Raw genomic sequence first — 19442 nt, forward strand, 5'->3', positions numbered from 1 at the left:
GCGTCAGCGGATGGTCGCGACCCCGTTGACGACCTCGATGTACCCGCGCTCGAAGTTGACGCGGTCACCGCCGGTGACCTGGAACTGGTCACTGATCGGGTAACCCAGGCGGCCGCCCTCGAAGCCCACGGTCGCCCAGGCGTCGAAGACCGGTCCGCTCGGGAGTGCGAAGGCGCCCTTGGCCGGCGTCCAGTAGATGTTGCCGCCCTCGAAGCGGTTGAACCGCCCACCGCGGGCCGCGCCGATCTCGTTGCTGGTCGGGAAGCCCAGGTAGCCGCCCTCGTACCCGGTCTTGGCGTACTTCTTGATGATCTCGCCCTGCACCGAGTGGGCCCCGGTCTTCGCGGTCCAGTAGTAGGCGCCGATCTGGAATCCCTGGACGCGCCCCTTGTCGTTCGGGGTGTCGACCTCGTCGCCGGTGGGGTATCCGAGCGGTCCGCGCTCGTAACCGCTCTTGCCCCAGTCGGCGAGGATGGCCCCGGTCACCGGGTGGGCGCCGGTCGCCTGCGTCCAGTAGACGTAACCGCGTTGGAACTTGTTGAGACGTCCCTTGCGGTCGGGCGTGCCGAGCTCGTCGCTCACCGGGAAACCGAGGTATCCGCCCGGACCGTCGGCGGCCACGTAGGCACCGCCGATCGCGCCGGCCACCACGTGGGCGCCCGTCGAGGCCGACCAGATGACACGTCCGCCACGGAAGTCCTGCGCCCGGCCGCCGGGGACGCCGTATTCGGGCGTGAGGCACTCGCCGAGCTCACGATGCTTGACCGACACGGGTTGGATGGCGCCGCTCACCGAGCACTTGGGGGTGTCGGAGGCGACACCGAGCGCACGGGCGGCCTGCGGCCACGCCTGGTGCATCTCGAACTCCCAGTACGGCCACGTGTGGGTGCCCGACGGCCGGTACACGACCTGGGCGGCGATACCCATGCGGTTGAGCGTGGTGGCGAACTGGGTGGAGGTGACGCGGGAGAGGACCTCGAGCCCGACACCCGCGTAGTTGGTGGCCAGGTACGGCAGCGTCGACGGTGTGTCGTACTGGCCGATCAGACCGTTGCCCGACGAGACGTAGAGGCTCATCCCCTTGAGCTTGTCGGCGTGCAGGTAGGGGTCGTGTTCCTTCCACGCCGGATCCGACGGCGGGCCGAACATCTTCGCCGAGTCGTATCCGCCGGCGTCGCGGACGGCGAACTGCACGGCCTGCGGCATGCCGAACGAGCTGAGCTGCAGGATGCCCGAGAACGACGCCGCGAAGCGGAAGAAGCCGGGGTTGCGCTCGGACAGCATCATCGCGGCGCTGCCGCCCATCGACAGGCCCTCGACGCCACGGACATCGGTGGACCGCCACTGGCCCTGCAGGATCGGCGGGAGTTCCTTGGTCAGGAACGTCTCCCACTGGTAGTTCTTGCCGTTGTCGGGCTGCTTCCAGTCGGTGTAGAAGCTCGACTCGCCGCCCACCGGGAGGACGACGTTGACGTTCTTGTCCTTGTAGAAGTTCTCGACGTCGGTGTTGATGGTCCAGCCGTTGTTGTCGTTCTGAGCCCGCAGGCCGTCGAGCATGTACAGCTGGGCGAAGCGCTCCTGGGGCGACTGGTTCCAGTCGCGGGCCAGCAGCAACTGCACCTGGATGTTGGTGCCCATCGCCGGCGAGTAGACCCAGATCGCCACGCGCCGGTCGGAGTACCAGAAGGTGTTGGTCACCCGCACGCCCGCGACCGGGGCCACCGAGGTGGCGGCGGGGGCGGGATCGGCCGAAGACGCCGGCGCGGCCGGTGCCGAGGGGGAGGTCGACGCGGCGGGCGCGTCGGAACCGTCCGGTGCCGACGCCGCGACGCCCGTACCGCTCACCATGAGGAGCGCGGTCAGACCGGCTGCTGCCCCGAGAACTCCGCGCCGCCACACCCGCATCGACCGATACTCCTTCGCCACCATCGGTTCTGCTCGTGGTCGACGGTCTCGTGAACCGTCGATTCCGGCATCGTCACCGGCAGCAGAACGCCCTACGTGTAGAGGTCTACACGTAGGGCGCTGCGAAGTGTGGACGCCACACTGTGACTACTGTGAATTGATGTGACTTGTGAGGTTTCTGTGACTCACCAGTCGCGGGTGGGTGTCAGTCCCGGAACCATCCCTGGTTCTTGGCGCGGAACACCATGTCCGACCAGTAGCCCCAGGCGTGCAGACCGGTGGACGGGAAGTCCGAGGTGATCTGGACGCCGTTGACCAATGCCTGCACCTGGAAGGCACGCGACTGGGCCAGCGACAGCGCCTCGAGCGGGGCGCCCTGGATCAGGCCGAGGAAGTCGGTCGGGAAACGGCCCTGGAGGCCACTGCCCGAGGCGACACGGACCTTCTTGCCGCGCATCTTGCCGATCTGCACGAACGGGTCGTTCTCGAGCCAGCGCACGCTGGTCGGCGGTCCCCACATCGAGTCGGAGTTGAACGGGCCGACACCGGCCTCGATGCCCGCGTCGAGAAGGGCGATACGGATGGCCTCGCGCATACCGGGCGCAGAGAGGTTCAGGTAGCCCGACATCGAGAACATGTGGTCGATGCGCGGGTTGTTCGCGCCGATCACCATGGCGGAGTTGCCGCCCATGGAGATGCCCATGATCGCGTACTTGCCCGTGCGGCCGACGGCGAGGCCGCGGCGGTCGAGCTCGGGGATCAGACGCTGGTTGATCGCACAGCTCCAGCGGTAGCGGTAGGGCTGGTTGTTGAAGTTGCTGGGCGCGTTCCAGTCGCTGTAGAAGCTGGCGAGTCCACCGATGGGCTCCACGACGTTGACGCCGGAGTCGGCCATGTCCTGGATGCGGGTGTTGTGCTCCCAGCCGCTGACGTCATTGGTGGCGCGCAGACCGTCGAGCGCGATGACGGTCTTGTAGTTGCCCGGCTTGGTCCACATGCGGACCTTCACCGCGGGCATGCCGCAGCCGTCGATGAAGTACTGCTGCACGCGGGGTGCGGCCGAGGCGGTGCCCGATCCGACGACCACGGCGACCGACGACATCGCGGCGAGCGCCACGAATGCGGCCATCAGGCGCTTCATCATCGAGAACTGGGTCCCGGACCTGCGGGCTCGTGAACTCACACGCATCGAGTGGTGCTCTCTCTCTGTCCGCCACCGACGAAGTCGGTAACTCTGTCCACACCGACGGTGTCGGTGGTCCTCCGGCGTACGACGACGCCGAACCGGCCGACCGTCTTCGATCTCATTTCGGCAACGCGGAGCCATCCACGTGCGCCGAACGGAGCCTATTGGATGGCATTGCGTCTGACAAACCTGCGAACTCGTTCCGTCGGCAAACCGTCACACCGGCGTGACCTGCCGAAACCGGTCCGTGTGACCATATCGGTCGAAGGCGGCACCGCGTTACACAACCGATATGTTAGCGATCGCCAACGTCACGGATCAGCGCTGCCCGACCGGTGGCGGTATGGGCAGACGGCACCGCTGCAGCTCGTAGCGCGGCACGCGATCGATGCGGTAGTCGGTGAAATCGAACGACTGCACCAGGTTCCGGCGGAAGCGCGTCAGGTTCATCGGCGCCTCGTAGGACGCGATGAGATCCTGTGTCGGCTTACAGGTCAACGCCTCCTTGGCCTGTCGCACCCAGTCCTGGTCGAGGTAGAGCGGCAGGAACGGGTAGACCGGCACCGCACCGCTGTCGGCGATCACCCATTCGGTGTCGAGGTCCTTGTCGTGACCGATCCGCGCGTCCTCGAGGCGCTCGGTGTGCGAGGCGATCGGGTACGCCAGTCCCATCTGGTCGATGACACGGACGTCGAGCGATGAATTCATGCTCGTCATACCGAGATTGAGGAAGAAGACGGTGATCTGCTTGGGCACCCCGGCCGGCGGCGGCACCGGCAGCGGGTCGTAGTACCACTCGTCATAGTTGCCCGAGGGGAGCAGCACGCCACCCTTGTCGGAGTGCTCGGCGATCGACTCCACCATCGCGCGCATGCGCGGGTAGTTGAGGTAGTCCTCCGCGGTGACCGGGTGCTCGATCCCGATGTTCTGGATGTAGTAGCGCCGCTCGTCGACGATGCCGCTGCGCCCGATGTCGGTGCCGTTGGGCATGCCGGGCGAGTGCGAGGTGACGATGGCCCACACCACCGTGGTCGCGAAGAAGGCCGTCGAGGCGACCGCGACACCCACGCCGACGATCCCGCCGGCGCCCCGCAGCGAGGTGGGCACCGCGATCGGCAGCACCATCACCGGGAGCATGAGCAGGAACAGCGGGACGAGCAGGACGCGCGCGTGCATGAAGTCGCCGCCCTGGCGCAGCCAGTAGACCGCCTCCACGAGGCCGGCGACGAGGATGACCACGACGACCGCGCCCGGTGACCGGAGGCGTGACCGGAACCGCGCGACACGACCGACCGAGGCCGACCGGACCGGTGCGGGCAGCGAGCGCGACCGCGCGAACCAGACGAGCGCGAGGGCGAGCAGCGCCACGATCAGCGGCAACAGCAGGACATAGGGACCGAAGAGGTTGCCCAGGTAACGGAACCCCTGCTCGAACTTCGACCCACTGGCGTCCTTCGCGACGGCCGTGTTCGGGATGAGCAGCCCGTAGTAGCCCATACGGAAGATCTGGTAGCCGACCGGGAGCACTGCGGCGACGGCGACGAACGCGATCCGCATGCGCCACGTCATCGTGGTGGCGAACACCAACAGCAGCACGAGCGCGCCGACGATCGCGAGTTCGGGCCGGATCAGCGGCGACAGCCCCGCGGTGAACCCCAGCGCCAGGGTCGAGGCGTTGGCGCGCACTCCGGTGGACTCCGGTGACCGGCGTGACCACGCGACCATCTGACACCACAGGACCGCGACCCAGAAGATGCAGAGCGAGACCTCGAGACCGCTGGTCGCGAAGTCACGCGCGGGCGGCAGCGCGATGTAGACCAGCGCGCCGAGCGGGACGACGAGGACCACCGCGGCGCGGTGCGCGGCCGGTGCGCGCTCGGACATGCCAAGCAGGCGGTAGGTGCCGAACATCGCCAGCGGCAGGGCGGCGACCGAGAGCACCAGGGCGATCCACAGGACGACGTACTCGATCTGCGCGTCGGTGATCCAGGTCCAGAACCAGATGAGGTAGGTCCACACCGTCGAGGTGTTCGCCTCCACACGTTCGCCCTTGTTGAACACCGGACCGTTGCCTGCGAGGAGGTTGCGGACGGTGCGCAGCACGATGAGGCCGTCGTCGGCGATCCAGCGACGCTGCCAGGCGCCCGACGCGAACAGCGCCGCGACCACCACGGCGCTGATGGCGAAGGTGCCCGCGGGCAGCGCCGAGCGGACACGGGAGAACGCGCTCACGGGGCGCTCGGAGGTGATGGCTGTGCGATCTGTGATGTCAGCCTCAGCTGACGATGTAGACCGCGACACCCACGCATATTAACCAGGCGACCGCGAGGAACTGCAGGACGCGGTCCCCGAGCGCGATCTCCTCGGGCTCACCGGCCTGACCGCCGTCGACGTCGACCGCGTAACGCAGGATCGCGACGGTGAACGGCACCATCGACACCGCGTACCAGACGTTGTCGCTGTGACCGGCCTCCTTGTCGAAGGCCCACAGTCCGTAACAGAGGACGACCGCGGTGGCCGACAGAGTCCACACGAACCGCAGGTAGGTGGTCGTGTAGTACTCGAGCGACTTGCGGATCTTGGCGCCGGTGCGCTCGGCGAGCTGCAGTTCGGCGTAGCGCTTGCCCGCCGCCATGAACAGCGATCCGAAGGCCATCACCAGCAGGAACCACTGCGAGAGGCCGTTGGGCAGTTCGGTGGCGACACCGCCGGCGATGGCACGGAGCAGGAAGCCCGACGACACGATGCAGATGTCGAGGACGGCCTGGTGTTTGAGGCCGAAGCAATAGGCGAGCTGGATGCCGATGTAGACGGCGATGACCGCCGCGAGATGCCAGTTGGCCAGGAACGACAGCGCGAGCGCGCCGACGCCGAGCACGATCGCGAGGGCGAAGGCGAACGACCGCGGCACCACGCCGGCGGCGATCGGACGGTAGCGCTTGGTGGGGTGCGCGCGGTCGGCCTCGACGTCGAGGGCGTCGTTGACGAGGTAGATGCACGACGCCGCCATGCAGAACACCACGAAGGCGATGGCCGCGCGGGAGAGCACCGTGCCGTCGTCGACCGCACCGGCCGCGAGCGGAGCCGCCAACACGAGCGCGTTCTTCACCCACTGCCGCGGACGGACGGCCTTGATCAGCCCGCTCGTCAGGTTCTTCGGCGGGCCCTTGACCTCGGCGGTCTCGACCGGCTCCTCGCTCATCTCACTCCCATGCCGCGCATCGGTCCCCGAGAACTGCTCAGGGCACGCCACACCCGTGGCGTCACGCGCGCAGCCAGTCTGTCACTGCGCGTGGTCGCGGCTGCACACGCGGCTCCCACCAGGGCGCCGGCAGCGACGTCGGACGGATAGTGCACACCCAACACCAGTCGCGACAGCATCATGGGCGCCACCAGCACCGCGGGCAGGGCCGCGGGCGGCAGTCCGGCCGCCCGGCCGAGCAGGATCGCCGCGGCGGTCGTCGAGGTCGCGTGGCTCGAGGGGAAGCTCAACCGGCTCGGGGTGGACACCCCGACGGCGATGCGGGGGTGCGCGGGCCGCGGGCGTCGCACGATGCGCTTGATGATGACCGACGCCGCGTGGGCGCCGAAGGCACCGACCCCGGCCTGGGCGTAGCGCGCGGCCGCCACCTCGTCACCGCGCAGTTCCGACACCACGACACCGATCCCGGCCGCCGCCATCCATCCCAGCGCGTGCTCACCGACGTGCGACATGCCGCGCGCGATCGGCAGCACCCCGGGGCGGTCGGCCAGCGCCGACTGGATGCCCACGAGGATCGCATCCTCCCCCGACACGGCGCGGTCACTGTTCTGCCCATCACTCCTGTGCAAAGACACGTTCCCAGCTCTCCTCACTGGTGAGGTCGGCGGCGGCGGCGCGGTAGGTGGCGCGCATCTCGTCGAACCGGGCCTTCACCTGACGGTTGAGCGACAACGACTCCCGCAGCAGCGCCGCGGCGATGTCGCGGTCGCGCTGTCGGTAGACGACGCCGCGTCCGTCGGCGGTCGTCACCGTCACGCCGTCGACGCGGCCGAGGCTGAACCAGCGCGCCTCGATCGGCGGGTAGTTGGCCTGCGGCACCTCGTGGTGTCGCAGATCGGCCGGGCGCAGGTTGTTGACCACGGCCGAACCCAGGGCACGCATCTTGGTGATCGGGTTGCTCGGCGCGTTCACACCCAGCGCCGTCGCCTCGCCGCTGGTGCGCGGCAACGCCGTCGCCGAGGGCAGCACCACGGCGTCGGGGTACTGCTTGCGCATCGCGGCGATCTTCGGCAGCGCCGTGGGCAGAAGGTCACGGATGTGATCGGGGCCGGCGAGGAAGTCGCGGATGGCCTCGTTCTGGATCGCGACCGTCGAGTACTCCAGGCACAGAAGATGTTTGACCGTGGCCTTGGCCATGGAGGTGACGATGCCGTTCACCGGGCCGTCGTGGTGGATGGCCGCGACCACCAACCGGTTGCGCAGGTGGAAGTAGGCCTGCCAGTCGATGGCGTCGTCCTTGTCGCTCCACGCCATGTGCCAGATCGCGATCCCGGGCACGGTCGCCGTCGGGTAACCGGCCTTGCGGGCCCGCAGCGCGTACTCCCAGTCGTCCCACTTGATGAATAGCGGCATGGGCAGCCCGATGTCCTCGGCGCACTGCCGCGGGATCATGCACATCCACCAGCCGTTGCCGTCGACGTCGATCCGGCGGTGCAGGTTCTTCGACTTCTTGCGATCGCGCAGTGGGTATTTCGCGAAATCGTGGTCGTAGGTGACGAACGGCGCCGCGGTCCACATGAAGCGGTTACGGTCGATGCTCTCGCCCATGCAGTGCAGATGGCTGCGGTCCTGCAGATTCAGCATCTGTCCGCCGACCAACATGGGGTCGCGCGCGAACCGCGACATGGCGAGCGCCCGCAGGATCGAATCGGGCTCGATCGCGATGTCGTCGTCCATGAACAGGATGTAGGGGCTGTCGGTCTGGCGCAGCGCCTCGTACATGATGCGCGAGTAGCCGCCGGATCCACCGAGGTTGCCCTGCTTGAACATGCGCAACCGGTCGCCGAGAGCCGCTGCGGCGGCGTCGAACCCGTCCTGCTCCCGGACCAGCTTGGTGCCCTGGTCGGGCATCATGACCGCGTCGATGACCTCGTCGACGAGCGGGTCGGAGGTGAGGGCGGCCAGTGCGGCGACGGCGTCGTCGGGCCGGTTGAAGGTGGGGATGCCGATGGTGACCCGTCGGGTGTCGTCGCCACCGGGGGCATCGATCGGGGCGTACCAGGCGGCGGAGACGATCTCGGCGTCGGTGTCGGTGGTGACGTCGAACCAGATCCACCCGCCGTCCTCGAACGGACCGAGGTCGAGGGTGAACTCGATGACGCCGGTGCCGGTCTCAGGATCGAGCGGCACCAGATCGCCGCCGATGCCGATGCGGGCGCCGTCGCTCTTGGAGCGGTAGACGTCCACACGGCAGGTCCCGACGACCTCGACGCGCAACACGACCGACTGCAGGATGCTCCAGCGCCGCCAGTACGACGCGGCGAAGGCGTTGAAGTACGTCTCGAAGCTGACCTCGGAATCGGCGCCGAGTGCCACCGACGTACGGGTCGGGGCGTGCGCGCGACGGGCGTTGTTCTCCGACTCCACGAGGTAGAGCGCACGGACGTCGAGCGGCTCACCCCGGCGGGGGAAGATGACGCGCTGCAGAAGCGTCCGGGCCGTCACTCGGAATCCACCAACGGCGCGCCGTCACGCAGGTGCGGCGCCACGGTGTTGGTGTACAGGGTCAGCGCGCTCGCGATCGCCATGTGCATGTCGAGGTACTGGTAGGTGCCCAGCCGACCGCCGAAAAGCACGTTCTGCGAGGCCGTCTCGGCCTTGGCGCGGTCGCGGTAGCGGGCCAGCTTGGTCCGGTCGTCGGGGGTGTTGATGGGGTAGTACGGCTCGTCGCCCGACTCGGCGAAGCGGCTGTACTCCCGCATGATCACCGTCGCGTCCTTCGGGTAGGACCGCTCGGGGTGGAAGTGCCGGAACTCGTGGATGCGGGTGAAGGGCACGTCGCCGTCGTTGTAGTTCATCACCGGGGTGCCCTGGTAGTCACCGGTCTCGAGCACCTCGGTCTCGAAATCGAGTGTGCGCCAGCCCAGCTCGCCCTCGGAGTAGTCGAAGTACTGGTCGAGGGGACCGGTGTAGATCACCGGCGCGTCGGGGTTGGCGGCCCGGATCTCGTCGCGCACGTCGAACCAGTCGGTCTCCAGGCGCACCTCGATGAGGTCGTGGTTCGCCATCGCCTGCAGCCACGCGGTGTAGCCGTCGACCGGCAGTCCCTCGTAGGTGTCGTTGAAGTACCGGTTGTCGAAGGTGTAGCGGACGGGCAGGCGCGTGATGTTGCCCGCGGGCAGGTTCTTCGGATCGGTCTGCCACTGCTTGGCCGTGTAGTGCTTGATGAACGCCTCGTAGAGCGGGCGACCGATCAGGCTGATGGCCTTCTCCTCGAAGTTCTCCGCGGTGTCGCTGTCGAACTCGGCGGACAACTCGGCGATCAGGGCGCGCGCCTCGTCGGGGGTGTGCGACTTGCCGAAGAACTGGTTGATCATCCCCAGTCCCATCGGCAGCGGGTAGGCCTGGCCCTCGTAGAGACCGAACACCCGGTGCTGATAGTTGGTGAAGTCGGTGAACTGGTTGACGTAGTCCCACACGACCTTGTTCGAGGTGTGGAACAGGTGCGCCCCGTACTTGTGGATCTCGATGCCCGTGGTCGGCTCGGGCTCGGAGTACGCGTTGCCGCCGAGGTGGTTCCGGCGGTCGATCACGAGGACCCGTTTGCCCAGCTGCGACGCGGTGCGCTCGGCGACGGTGAGTCCGAAGAATCCGGACCCCACGACGATCAGGTCGTAGGAGGAATCGGGTGCTGCGCTGCGAACGGCAGGGTCAGCAATGCTGTCAGGTGCCACGGGGCCTCAGGGTAACGGACGGCGATGGCCCACCGGGTCACCGCCGATCGGGTGCACCCGGCCGGCGTCACCTCGTGGGGATGCCGGCGTCGGCGGTCGGCAGGCCGAGGACTCCCTCGGCCCCCTTGGCCACGTAGTCGGTGAGCGCCGACCCGCCGAGCGCGTGCGCCCCGGTCTGCGGACTGAAGTAGACGTTGCCGTTCGCGAACTTCTGGAGGAACCCGCCACCCGCCAGTTGCAGGACGGGAGTGAGGACCTGGCCGAGGAGTCCCGAGGGGCCGCCGTATTCGACGATCTTGGCGTCGATGGCCGCGATCGCGGCCTTGAGCACCGCGGAGATGGGTCCGCTGATCAGCGTCGACAGGTCGCCCCCGGTGGGCGCGCCGGGTGCCGCGGGCGTGCTCGGTGCGGAGGGCGCTCCCGGTGTGGACGGGCTGACGAGCCCGCCGAGCGCGCCGGTGACCGCGTCGACCAGGGACGGGAGGACACCACCGGGCACCGACGGCACGCCGGGCAGGGTGGCCGTGCCCGCCCCGACACCCGCGGGCGGCGCGACGATCTGGGGTTTCGGCTGGCCCTGGACGGTGAACCAGGCGGATTTGAGCTGCAGCTTGGAGCGGACCTCGTCGCCGGTGGCCTCCACCGTGCGACTGCTGCCGGAGATGCGGACCTTGATCGCCCGCCCGTTCTCGGCCCCGAGGCCGTTGGCCTGGATCACCTGGAACCCGGTGAGTGCGCCGACGCCGAAGGCCGAGGCGATGCTGCCCGAGCCGACGGTGGCGGTCCAGTTGTGGTTGGGCGACTCGGTGTCGCCGTCGTCGACGACGGCGGGGAAGTTCACACCCGCGGTGTACCCGCCGGTGGAGGAGGAGAACTCGGTGAACGCGGGCTGGCCACCGACCACGCGGATCTGGCCTGCGGTCGCGTCGGCGGCGGCGTTGGTGCGCGGATCCTCGCTGCCGGCACCGCCGTAGACCTGCGACATCATCGTGTCGTCGATCTTCTTGCCCTTGGCCGTGGCGGCCAGCGCGTAGGTGCGCGCGGCGACGGCCTGGGCCTTGAGTGCCTCGGCGCCACCGGAATCGGCCCAGCGCGCGGGGCTCTCCTTGGGGGTGACGCCCTTGGTGTAGTCGTCGACGCCGACGATGTTGACCACGCGGCCGCCGTCGAGGCCGATGGAGCCGCGGTAGGCATCGTTCGATCCGCAGAACCGGAGCCACTCGTTGGCCGGCCGGTTGCTCGCGGTGTTGACCGGGTCGATCGTCGGCGGGTTCACCGAGACCGTGCGGACCACCGCGCCACCGCATCCCGCGGTGATGGTGGCGGTGGTCCCGGACAGTCGAACCGCCTGTCCGGGCGCCACCGTCTGCCCACCGACCCTCATCCCGGCGTCCGCACGCACATTCGCCGTGGTGTTGCGCGTGAGCGCAACGGTCACGGATTTGTCCGTCTTCCCCGCGGTGGTGCCACCGTAGTAATGGTTGAGGATCTGATCGGCCGTCCAACCCTTCTTGGCGTAGCCGTACGCGCCGTACTGCCCCATCCCGCGCCCGTGTCCGAACCCGTGGCCGATCAACGTGACCTGACTGCCCACCGACAGGGTCACCGGCTCGGAGATCTCGCGGTGCGCGACGACGGCCCCGACGCCGAGGATTCCCGCGCCGAGCACGAGAACGGGCGCGAGACCGAGAGCTGCCGAGGTCAGCAGACGTCGGTCGGTGGCCCGTTGTGCCATCGGCTGGGGTCCTTTGCGGTTGGGCGAACATCGTGATGCGTGCGTATGGATGGGACTTCAGCGACGATAGTGTCCGATTAGTAGTCACAACAGCCCCATGCGATAACAACAGCATCACGAGTTGCACGCCACGCCGTGTCCGGTTCTGGACTTGGACCCGTCGCGACAACACGATGTGGCGGTCTGCGTACGACGACTCGTCGTGTGCGATTCACCGTCACGCGAGGAGTTCACAGTGCGATATCGCCGCTCGAGGCCGTCGATCGTGGTGGCGACCGTCGCTGCGGTGGTCGTGGCCAGCCCCGTGATCGCCGTCATCGGCGGTAGTGCGCCCGAGAACACCACCGACCAGCGTCGACCGACGCTCGCGGCCGAGGCGACCACGATCAGCCAGGTCGGCCTGAACACCGTGCCGACGATCGTTCTCGACCTCGTCCGATCGGGCCTCGCCGCGGCCGGCGTGACCCTGCCGCCCATCGACCTGTCGTCGATCCCGCTGCCCGACCTCTCGAAGGTGATCCCCTCCGGCGTGCTCCCGCCCGGCCTGCTGCCCTCGGATCTCTTCCCGACGGGGACGGCGCCGTCGGCGAGCAGCACCACCGCACCCGCCCCCACCACCGATCCCCGGACGCCGGTCTCGGCTGACCTCCCCGCGGGCGCGGTCGTCAAGGAGATCAGCCGCGACCGGCCGTTCAGCATGATCGGCCTCACCTGGGACGACCTGAAACCCGCCGCGAACGCACCGCAGGCCGCGACGGCCGCCGCCGAGCAGGCGCTGGCCCAGACGACCGCATTCATCCGGGCGCAGAAGCCCGACGGCAGCTGGGGTCCATGGCTCTCGGCCGATCCCGCCGACGGAGGACCGCGTGCCGGCGACAAAGCCACTGCCGGCACCGAACCGATCTGGGTCGGGGTCACCAAGGCCGTGCAGGTCGCCGTCACCCGCGCCGGTGTCGCCACCCCGGCGGTCCCCGGCGCTCCGCAGAACCCCGCATCGGCGGACAAGCCCGAGATGACCGTCGCCCCCGGCGAGATCGCCCCGCGGGCGTTCACCGTCCCGCGCTCGCCGGTCGCAGGTGACCCGATGGCTCCCGCCGCAGGCACCACGACGGCAACCGGACCGGCCCCGGTCACCGGGCCCTCGACGCCGAGCGTGCTGGAGAACGTGGTCTCGACCCTCAAGGCCGCGCTCATCGACCCCGGTACCCCCGGCGGTTCGGGCGGTGCTCTCGGCCTGCCGACGGTGCTGCCCGGTCAGCAGCCGCCGGTCATCACCCGCGCACAGTGGGGCGCCGACGAATCGAAACGCTGCGATCAGCCGACCTACGATCCGACGCTGAAAGCCGCTGTGGTGCACCATTCTGCGGGCAACAACGACTACACGCCCGAGCAGTCGGCGGAGATCGTGCGCGGCATCTACGCCTATCACGCACAGACACTCGGCTGGTGCGACATCGGCTACAACGCACTCGTCGACAAGTACGGACAGATCTTCGAGGGCGCCTTCGGTGGGCTCGACCGCAACGTGCAGGGCACCCACACCGGTGGGTTCAACCAGGGCACGGTCGGAGTGGCGATGCTCGGCAACTACAACGACGTGGCGCCGACCCCGGAGCTCATCCGCTCGGTGGGCAGCTACCTCGGGTGGCGCCTCAAGCTCGCCGGCCTCGATCCGAAGGGCACCTCGGCGCTGACCTCCATCGGCTTCGACACCGCGAAGTACGGAGCGGGTCAGACGACGTCACTGCCGATGATCAGCGGGCACCGCGACTACGACAACACCGAGTGCCCCGGGACGCTGGGCTACGCCGCGCTCCCGCAGATCCGCGAGGTCGCCGCGGGCAACCTCGCCGCCGCGGGCACCACGGCGCCCACCGCGACGACCCCCACCGCGACGACGCCGTCGACGTCCGCCCCGACCGACGCCACACCGTCACCGACCACGGCGCCGGGCGACACGACGACGTTGGGCGGGGTCGCGACGCAGGTGTTGTCGGCGACCGACCCGGGCGCCATCGCGCAGAAGTGGTTGTCGATGGGCGGGGCCACCGGTGCGTTGGGTGCGCCGACCAGCGCAGAGCTGACCACCCCGAACGGGTTGGCCAAGTACGTCGATTTCACGAACGGGAAGATCTACTGGTCGCCGCAGACCGGGGCGCAGGTCGTCCAGGGCGCCATCGCGAAGGCGTGGGGCGCGGCCGGCTACGAGAAGAGTGCGCTGGGGCTGCCGACGGGGTCGGAGGACTCCGCGATCAGCGGGATCATCACCCAGGCGTTCCAGTTCGGTTCGCTGGTCTTCAACAAGAGCAGCGGCGTGGTGGTGCAGGTGATCAAGGCGTTCATCGACGAGTTCACCCGCAGCCTGGGCAATCAGATGAACGGTGCCAGTGCGCCGGCACCGGTGCCCAGCACCGGCCCGGCGAACTGAGCTCGCGTCAGGTCAGTTGACCGACTGGTTCGAGTTGGCGGTGCCGGCGTCACGCAGGCAGATGGCGGTGATGGTGGCCGTCCAGCCGGTGGGCTTGTCGGGCTTGACCAGCGGGTTGCGCTGCTCGGAGCAGGCCTGGTTGCCGTTGAGGCGCACCGAGTTGAACAGGTAGAGGTTGATCTCGGCACCGACGACCGCGCTCTGCGGGGTCGGGTAGTACCGCGAGGTGAACGTCTTGGTGTACGTCCCCTCGGGGGCCGACGGTGCGGCCGAGGCGGCACCGGCGCCGGCAGCGACGAGTCCGGCAGCAGCTGCCGTCGTGGCGACACCGAGAGCGATCGTGCGGGCGGTGGGGCGGCGATCCTGTGCTGTGTTCACGACCACAGTGTCCCCGAATCGGAGGAGCCTGTCGACCTCGGGTCGAGCGCGATGCACCCCGATCAGGTGAACCAGCGGTGCAGTACGCGCCCGACACCCTCGTTGTCGTTGCTCGTCGTGATCTCGTCGGCCGCAGCCCGCGCGGCGGGGTGGGCGTTGGCCATCGCGACACCGCGGGCGGCCCACCGCAGCATCTCCACGTCGTTGGGCATGTCGCCGAAGGCGATGACCGAATCGACCGGCAGAGAGGCGATCTCGGCCAACCGGCGCAGACCGGTCGACTTGTCCACGCCGGGCACGGCGAGTTCGATGAGCCCGTTGTCGGTGGAGAACGTGACCGCGGCACGGTCGCCGACGGCGGCGGTCATGGCCGCGGCCATCGCGTCGCTCGACGCTCCCGGCTTGCGGATCAGCATCTTCACCGCGGGCGCCGAGACGATGTCGTCGTCGCCGACCTCGACGTGATCGGGGTTGAGCCAGGCGTGCACGTATCCCGCGGCCGCGACGAAGGGCGCGGTCGCCGAATCGTGGGCGCTCTCGCCGACCCGTTCGGCGGCCAGACCGCACCCGGGGATCTCCCGGCGCGCGATCTCGGCGATCTCGGCCAGCACGTCCGGCGAGAGGGTGGCCGACTGCAGCACGACGTCGGCGGTCACGTCGTAGACGATGGCGCCGTTGGCGCACACCGCGTAGGTGACGTGGTCGAGCTGCTCGGCGATGGGGGCGATCCAGCGGGGCGGGCGACCGGTCGCGAGCACGAAGGCAGTGCCCTCCTCGGCGGCGCGGCGCAGAGCGCGGCGTGTCAGCGGGCGCACCGTCTCCGAACCGTCGATGAGGGTGCCGTCGACGTCGCTGACGATCAGTGAGGGTGGCCCGAACGGCGTGCGGCGCATGTCAGCCCCGACCCTTCTCGCGGCGAGCCTGCTCGACGCGCTTGCGCTCGCGTAGCTCCGCTTTGCGGATGGCCTCGGCGTCCTCGATCTCGTGGGCCTGTTCGGGGGTGGGTGCGCCCCCACCCATCGAGGCGGGAACCCAGGGCGCACCGGCCGGGTGGTCGCCGTAGTCGGCGCGCACGGCGTCGAGCAGCTCCGACATCTGCGTCTTGAGGCGGGCGGTCTCGGCGACGGGGTCGGCGTCGGCACCCACATGAAGGGGGTCACCGAACCGCACCGACACCGGGATGCGACTGCGACCCATGTCCCGCGGAACACCTTTGCTCCACTGGCGCTGCGCACCCCACACGATCACCGGGACGATCGGCACGGCCGCGTCGGCGGCCATGCGCACCGCACCGGTCTTGAACTCCTTGAGCTCGAAGCTGCGGCTGATGGTCGCCTCCGGGTAGACGCCCACGACGTAGCCCTCACGCAGATTCTCGACAGCCTGGGCATAGGCCTGCGCACCGGCCGAGCGATCCACCGGGACGGTGTGGGTGTGGGTGATGAGGAAGCGCACCAACGGGTTGTCCATCATCTCCGACTTGATCATGTAGCGGGCACGACGGCCTGCGCGGTGGACACCTAGTGCCGCGGCGAGGAAGTCGACGTATGCGGTGTGGTTGACCGCCAACACCACGCCGCCGCTCGCGGGAAGCTTGTCCTCGTCGCGTACCGACAGCCGCATCCCCTGCGCCCGGACCAGGGCATGTGCCGCGATCTCGAGCGTCCGGTAGACGGGTTCCATCCGTTCAGCCTATCGACCCGCGCGAGGCCGCCGGAGTGCAATGATGTGGGCCGAGCCCATCGGGGGGCTGACCTCGTCGACCCGAAAGCACACCGCGTGTTCCAGTCCCGTCAGATGTCACGTCTCGACCGAGCGCCAGTGCTCGGCGCCGACGGCTTCGGGCGCGCTCTGCTGATGTGGCTGCTCGCCCCGCACGACTACCTGTGGATCGTGCACCACCACTCGATGCGGCCGCTCCAGACGCCGATCCGGCTGACGTTGGCCGCCAACACGTTCATGCTCGCCGTGAGTTCGGTGTTCGCACTGCTGAGTTCGCGCGGGCCACAGGGAGATGTGGGGACGCACGTCGCCCTCACGGTCCTGGTCCTGCAGGGCATCGTCATCCTCTTCATCCTGGTCGTCCCGCTACCGCACACCATCGATCGGGCCCGGCTCTACTTCGTGGGTTTCGTCCTCTTCGGCGACCTCGGTGTGGCGACGGTGATGCTCACGCTGCCGCCGATCGACGGGGCGTTCGGGTGCGCACTGCTCGTGCTCAACAGCGCGATGTGCATGTTCTTCGTGAGTTCGCGGTGGCTGCTGGCCCATCTCACCTTCTCGTTGGCCTTCATCGCGTTCATGGCCTGGCGTGTGCATCAGACCGGCGTTGTCGACGGATGGGCGATCGGCTCGGCGGTCGTCGTGATGGTGATGGCCGTCTGCGGTGTGCCGGTGTCGTCGCACATCGCGTGGACATTGCTGTCGGTCGACGCCCGGCAATCGGTGCGCGACCCGCTGACGGGCCTGTACAACCGTAGGGGCATCGAGGCGTCGCTCGAGAAGACGTGGCGTGCGGCTCGAGCGGCCGACGCCGGGATCGCCGTCGTGGTCGTCGACGTCGACCGGTTCAAACGCATCAACGACACCTTCGGACACGATGTGGGTGACGCCGTGCTGCGGCGGCTGGCCGCCACCATGAACGATGCGGCCGGGGCCGATGCGCTCCTGGGACGAAGTGGTGGCGAGGAGTTCATGCTGATCGTCGCCGGGTCCCGCGCACGGCTCTCCGACGAGATCGCAACGCTGGCCCATCGGCTGCGCACGGTGATCGACCCGCACGATGATGGTGGGGCGGCGCTGGCCATGACCGTGAGCGTGGGGGCGGTCGTGTTGGGGGCGCCGTCGGCGGCCGGATCGGCGCACGAGGACTTCCGTGATGCCCTGCGCATCGCCGATGCCCGGATGTACGAGGCGAAGCGCGCCGGGGGCGACCAGGCGAGCGTCGCACTGCTCTGACCACCAAACCGGCGGGGAGGTGACCATCGTGGACCTACGACGATGGCTCGTCGGATCGCACGACTACGCCTGGATCGTCGACCACCACTCGATGCGGTCGTTGCGGTCGTCGATCCGAGCGGTGTTCGCCGCGAACACGCTGCTCATGGCGGTGTGTTCGGCGCTGCTGCTGCGCAGTCCCGATGGGCCGCAGGGGACCGCCGAACGCACGATCGCTCTGCTGATGATGGGTCTCCAGGCGGTCGCGATCGTGCTGATCGCGGTGGCCCCCATACCGACGACCCAACGTCAGGCCCGGAACTACTTCGTCGGGTTCGCCGTCTTCGGCGACGTCGGGTTGGCGGTGATCCTGGTGCTCTACAGTCCGGTGGTCCACGCCATCGGGTGCGCACTGTTCGTGATCAACAGCGCGCTGTGCACCTACTTCGTGAGTTCGCGGTGGCTGCTTGCCCACCTGACCTGGTCGGCCGCGGTCATCGCCTACGCACTGTGGCGGGTGCAGCACGCCGACCTCTTCGATCCCTACGCCCTGGCCGCCGGCGGTCTGGTGCTGTTCGCCGCGGTGTGTGGCGTGCCGGTCGCCGCACACATCGCGTGGAACCGTCTGTCGATCGATGCCCAACAGTCGCTGGTCGACCCGTTGACGGGCCTACGGAATCGGCGCGGCATCGAGGTCTCGGTGGAGCTCTTGTGGGAGCGGGCGTCGCGCGACGGGTTGGCGCTCGCGGCGGTGGTCGTCGACATCGACGATTTCAAGCGGGTCAACGACACTCACGGACACGTGGCCGGCGACGACGTCCTGCGATCGCTGGCACGTCGGATGCGCGACATCCTGGGTGGTGACGCCGTCGCGGGGCGGACCGGCGGCGAGGAGTTCACCGTCGTTCTCTGCGGGACCCCGCACGAGGTGATGCGGTTCGTCGACCTGCTGCCCCGGCGTCTCACCGACGCCGGAGACGCGGTCCCGGTCACGGTCAGCGTCGGCGCGACGATCATCGGCGCACCCCGGGATCACGAATTCCCCGATGCACTCGAGGCCGCCATGCGGGACGCCGACACACGGATGTACGCGGCAAAACGCGCCGGCGGCGGGCAGTCGAGCACCGCGGAGATCTGACCGGGGTCAGTTCTCGCGTTCGGTGCGCTTGCGGGCCCGCTCGGCCGATTCCTCGGCGTCCATCGCGTTGGCCTCGTCGAGGGTGGGCGCGCCGCCGCCGAGGCGGGCGGGGACCCAGAACTCGCCGACCGGGTGCTTGCCGTAGGCGCCCTGGATCTCGTGGAGGGTGTCGGTCATCACCTGGTGCAGCGTCGCCGTCAGCTCCTCGGGGGTGCCGGTCGGCGTGATCGGCGGCGCGACCCCGATGCTGATCGGGGTGTTCGAGCGTCCCATCCGTTTCGGGTGACCCTTCGTCCAGACGCGCTGGGCACCCCAGATCACGGTCGGGACGATGGGCACGTTGGCCTCGAGCGCCATCCGCGCGGCGCCGGTCTTGAAGTCCTTGATCTCGAAGCTGCGGCTGATCGTGGCCTCGGGGTACACACCCACGAGCTCGCCGCGCTGCAGGTACTCGACAGCGGCCCGGTAGCTCTCGGCACCGGCGCCGCGGTCGACCGGGATGTGTCGCAGCGCCCGCATGATGGGCCCCGACACCTTCGAGTCGAAGACCTCCTTCTTGGCCATGAACCGCACCTTGCGGCGGCCGTGGAGGAACGCCGGGAGTCCGGCGTAGGTGAAGTCGAGGTACCCGGTGTGGTTGATCGCGATGACCGCCCCACCGGACTCGGGGACGTTCTCGGCGCCGGTGACGGTGAACTTCAGTCCCTGCGCGGCCCACATGGAGCGGGCGATCGCAATCACGGTGTCGTACGCGGGTTCCATGCCGATGACCCTAGCGTCCGCCTCTACCCTGGAGGGG

The 19442-nt window shown here is 68.8% G+C and carries 15 protein-coding genes; 3 read left to right on the top strand and 12 right to left on the bottom strand.

Annotated features, from left to right (window positions below):
- Window positions 1-3: 3 nt before the first annotated feature.
- The 8 genes from ASG12_RS00695 to ASG12_RS00730 form a co-directional block, all read right to left on the bottom strand.
- Window positions 4-1929: an alpha/beta hydrolase-fold protein gene (locus tag ASG12_RS00695; protein ID WP_235455684.1), complete on the bottom strand. Its 1926-nt coding sequence runs from the start codon at window positions 1927-1929 to the stop codon at window positions 4-6.
- 181 nt (window positions 1930-2110) lie between these two features.
- Window positions 2111-3049, bottom strand: a complete 939-nt coding sequence (locus tag ASG12_RS00700; RefSeq protein WP_443089066.1) for an alpha/beta hydrolase — start codon at window positions 3047-3049, stop codon at window positions 2111-2113.
- A 360-nt stretch (window positions 3050-3409) separates the two neighbouring features.
- Window positions 3410-5392, bottom strand: coding sequence for a flagellar motor control protein ZomB (gene zomB / locus ASG12_RS00705; RefSeq protein ID WP_082501524.1), 1983 nt, complete (start codon window positions 5390-5392; stop codon window positions 3410-3412).
- Window positions 5367-6293 (bottom strand): decaprenyl-phosphate phosphoribosyltransferase, encoded by a 927-nt coding sequence (locus ASG12_RS00710; protein WP_055784143.1) that lies wholly within the window; start codon window positions 6291-6293, stop codon window positions 5367-5369. Before ASG12_RS00710 ends, zomB begins: the two co-directional genes overlap by 26 nt.
- Window positions 6290-6928 carry a phosphatase PAP2 family protein gene (locus tag ASG12_RS00715; RefSeq protein ID WP_055784144.1) on the bottom strand — a complete coding sequence of 213 codons (639 nt, stop codon included), beginning with the start codon at window positions 6926-6928 and terminating at the stop codon, window positions 6290-6292. The genes ASG12_RS00710 and ASG12_RS00715 overlap by 4 nt, the downstream gene beginning before the upstream one ends.
- A complete protein-coding gene (locus tag ASG12_RS00720; RefSeq protein ID WP_055784147.1) occupies window positions 6909-8798 on the bottom strand; it encodes a glycosyltransferase in 1890 nt (629 codons plus the stop codon). Before ASG12_RS00720 ends, ASG12_RS00715 begins: the two co-directional genes overlap by 20 nt.
- The gene (glf, locus tag ASG12_RS00725) at window positions 8795-10027 is read right to left on the bottom strand and encodes a UDP-galactopyranose mutase (protein ID WP_156377863.1); all 1233 of its coding nucleotides are present in this window, start codon (window positions 10025-10027) and stop codon (window positions 8795-8797) included. The genes ASG12_RS00720 and glf overlap by 4 nt, the downstream gene beginning before the upstream one ends.
- Before the next feature lie 67 nt (window positions 10028-10094).
- A complete protein-coding gene (locus ASG12_RS00730; RefSeq protein WP_055784149.1) occupies window positions 10095-11762 on the bottom strand; it encodes a SpoIID/LytB domain-containing protein in 1668 nt (555 codons plus the stop codon).
- A 235-nt stretch (window positions 11763-11997) separates the two neighbouring features.
- Between ASG12_RS00730 and ASG12_RS00735 the strand changes: the two genes are divergently transcribed.
- The gene (locus ASG12_RS00735; RefSeq protein ID WP_235455694.1) at window positions 11998-14190 is read left to right on the top strand and encodes an N-acetylmuramoyl-L-alanine amidase; all 2193 of its coding nucleotides are present in this window, start codon (window positions 11998-12000) and stop codon (window positions 14188-14190) included.
- Window positions 14191-14202: 12 nt separating this feature from the next.
- Here the strand turns inward: ASG12_RS00735 and ASG12_RS00740 are convergent, their stop codons facing one another.
- The 3 genes from ASG12_RS00740 to ASG12_RS00750 all read right to left on the bottom strand — a co-directional run bounded on the left by ASG12_RS00740 (window position 14203) and on the right by ASG12_RS00750 (window position 16251).
- Complete coding sequence (locus ASG12_RS00740) at window positions 14203-14568, bottom strand: hypothetical protein (RefSeq protein ID WP_156377864.1); 366 nt, start codon at window positions 14566-14568, stop codon at window positions 14203-14205.
- A gap of 62 nt (window positions 14569-14630) precedes the next feature.
- On the bottom strand, window positions 14631-15461 hold the full coding sequence (locus ASG12_RS00745; RefSeq protein ID WP_055784155.1) for a Cof-type HAD-IIB family hydrolase: 831 nt from the start codon (window positions 15459-15461) through the stop codon (window positions 14631-14633).
- A gap of 1 nt (window position 15462) precedes the next feature.
- The gene (locus tag ASG12_RS00750) at window positions 15463-16251 is read right to left on the bottom strand and encodes a lysophospholipid acyltransferase family protein (RefSeq protein WP_055784157.1); all 789 of its coding nucleotides are present in this window, start codon (window positions 16249-16251) and stop codon (window positions 15463-15465) included.
- A gap of 114 nt (window positions 16252-16365) precedes the next feature.
- Here ASG12_RS00750 and ASG12_RS00755 point away from each other — a divergent pair, with 114 nt between their 5' ends.
- Both ASG12_RS00755 and ASG12_RS00760 read left to right on the top strand, forming a co-directional pair.
- The gene (locus ASG12_RS00755) at window positions 16366-17526 is read left to right on the top strand and encodes a GGDEF domain-containing protein (RefSeq protein ID WP_162243388.1); all 1161 of its coding nucleotides are present in this window, start codon (window positions 16366-16368) and stop codon (window positions 17524-17526) included.
- A 28-nt stretch (window positions 17527-17554) separates the two neighbouring features.
- Entirely contained in the window at window positions 17555-18643 is a 1089-nt protein-coding gene (locus ASG12_RS00760; RefSeq protein ID WP_162243389.1) for a GGDEF domain-containing protein, read from the top strand.
- A 6-nt stretch (window positions 18644-18649) separates the two neighbouring features.
- On the opposite strand, the gene ASG12_RS00765 is transcribed toward ASG12_RS00760, so the two are convergent.
- Window positions 18650-19405 (bottom strand): lysophospholipid acyltransferase family protein, encoded by a 756-nt coding sequence (locus tag ASG12_RS00765; RefSeq protein WP_055784165.1) that lies wholly within the window; start codon window positions 19403-19405, stop codon window positions 18650-18652.
- Window positions 19406-19442: the final 37 nt, after the last annotated feature.

The organism is Williamsia sp. Leaf354 (assembly GCF_001424365.1).
Lineage (GTDB): Bacteria > Actinomycetota > Actinomycetes > Mycobacteriales > Mycobacteriaceae > Williamsia_A.

Bases quoted from the DNA above. Each gene is read 5' to 3' on its own strand.
- ASG12_RS00695 (WP_235455684.1), bottom strand. From the start codon at position 1,929: ATGGTGGCGAAGGAGTATCGGTCGATGCGGGTGTGGCGGCGCGGAGTT.
- ASG12_RS00700 (WP_443089066.1), bottom strand. From the start codon at position 3,049: ATGATGAAGCGCCTGATGGCCGCATTCGTGGCGCTCGCCGCGATGTCG.
- ASG12_RS00710 (WP_055784143.1), bottom strand. From the start codon at position 6,293: ATGAGCGAGGAGCCGGTCGAGACCGCCGAGGTCAAGGGCCCGCCGAAG.
- ASG12_RS00730 (WP_055784149.1), bottom strand. From the start codon at position 11,762: ATGGCACAACGGGCCACCGACCGACGTCTGCTGACCTCGGCAGCTCTC.
- ASG12_RS00745 (WP_055784155.1), bottom strand. From the start codon at position 15,461: ATGCGCCGCACGCCGTTCGGGCCACCCTCACTGATCGTCAGCGACGTC.
- ASG12_RS00750 (WP_055784157.1), bottom strand. From the start codon at position 16,251: ATGGAACCCGTCTACCGGACGCTCGAGATCGCGGCACATGCCCTGGTC.
- ASG12_RS00755 (WP_162243388.1), top strand. From the start codon at position 16,366: ATGTCACGTCTCGACCGAGCGCCAGTGCTCGGCGCCGACGGCTTCGGG.
- ASG12_RS00765 (WP_055784165.1), bottom strand. From the start codon at position 19,405: ATGGAACCCGCGTACGACACCGTGATTGCGATCGCCCGCTCCATGTGG.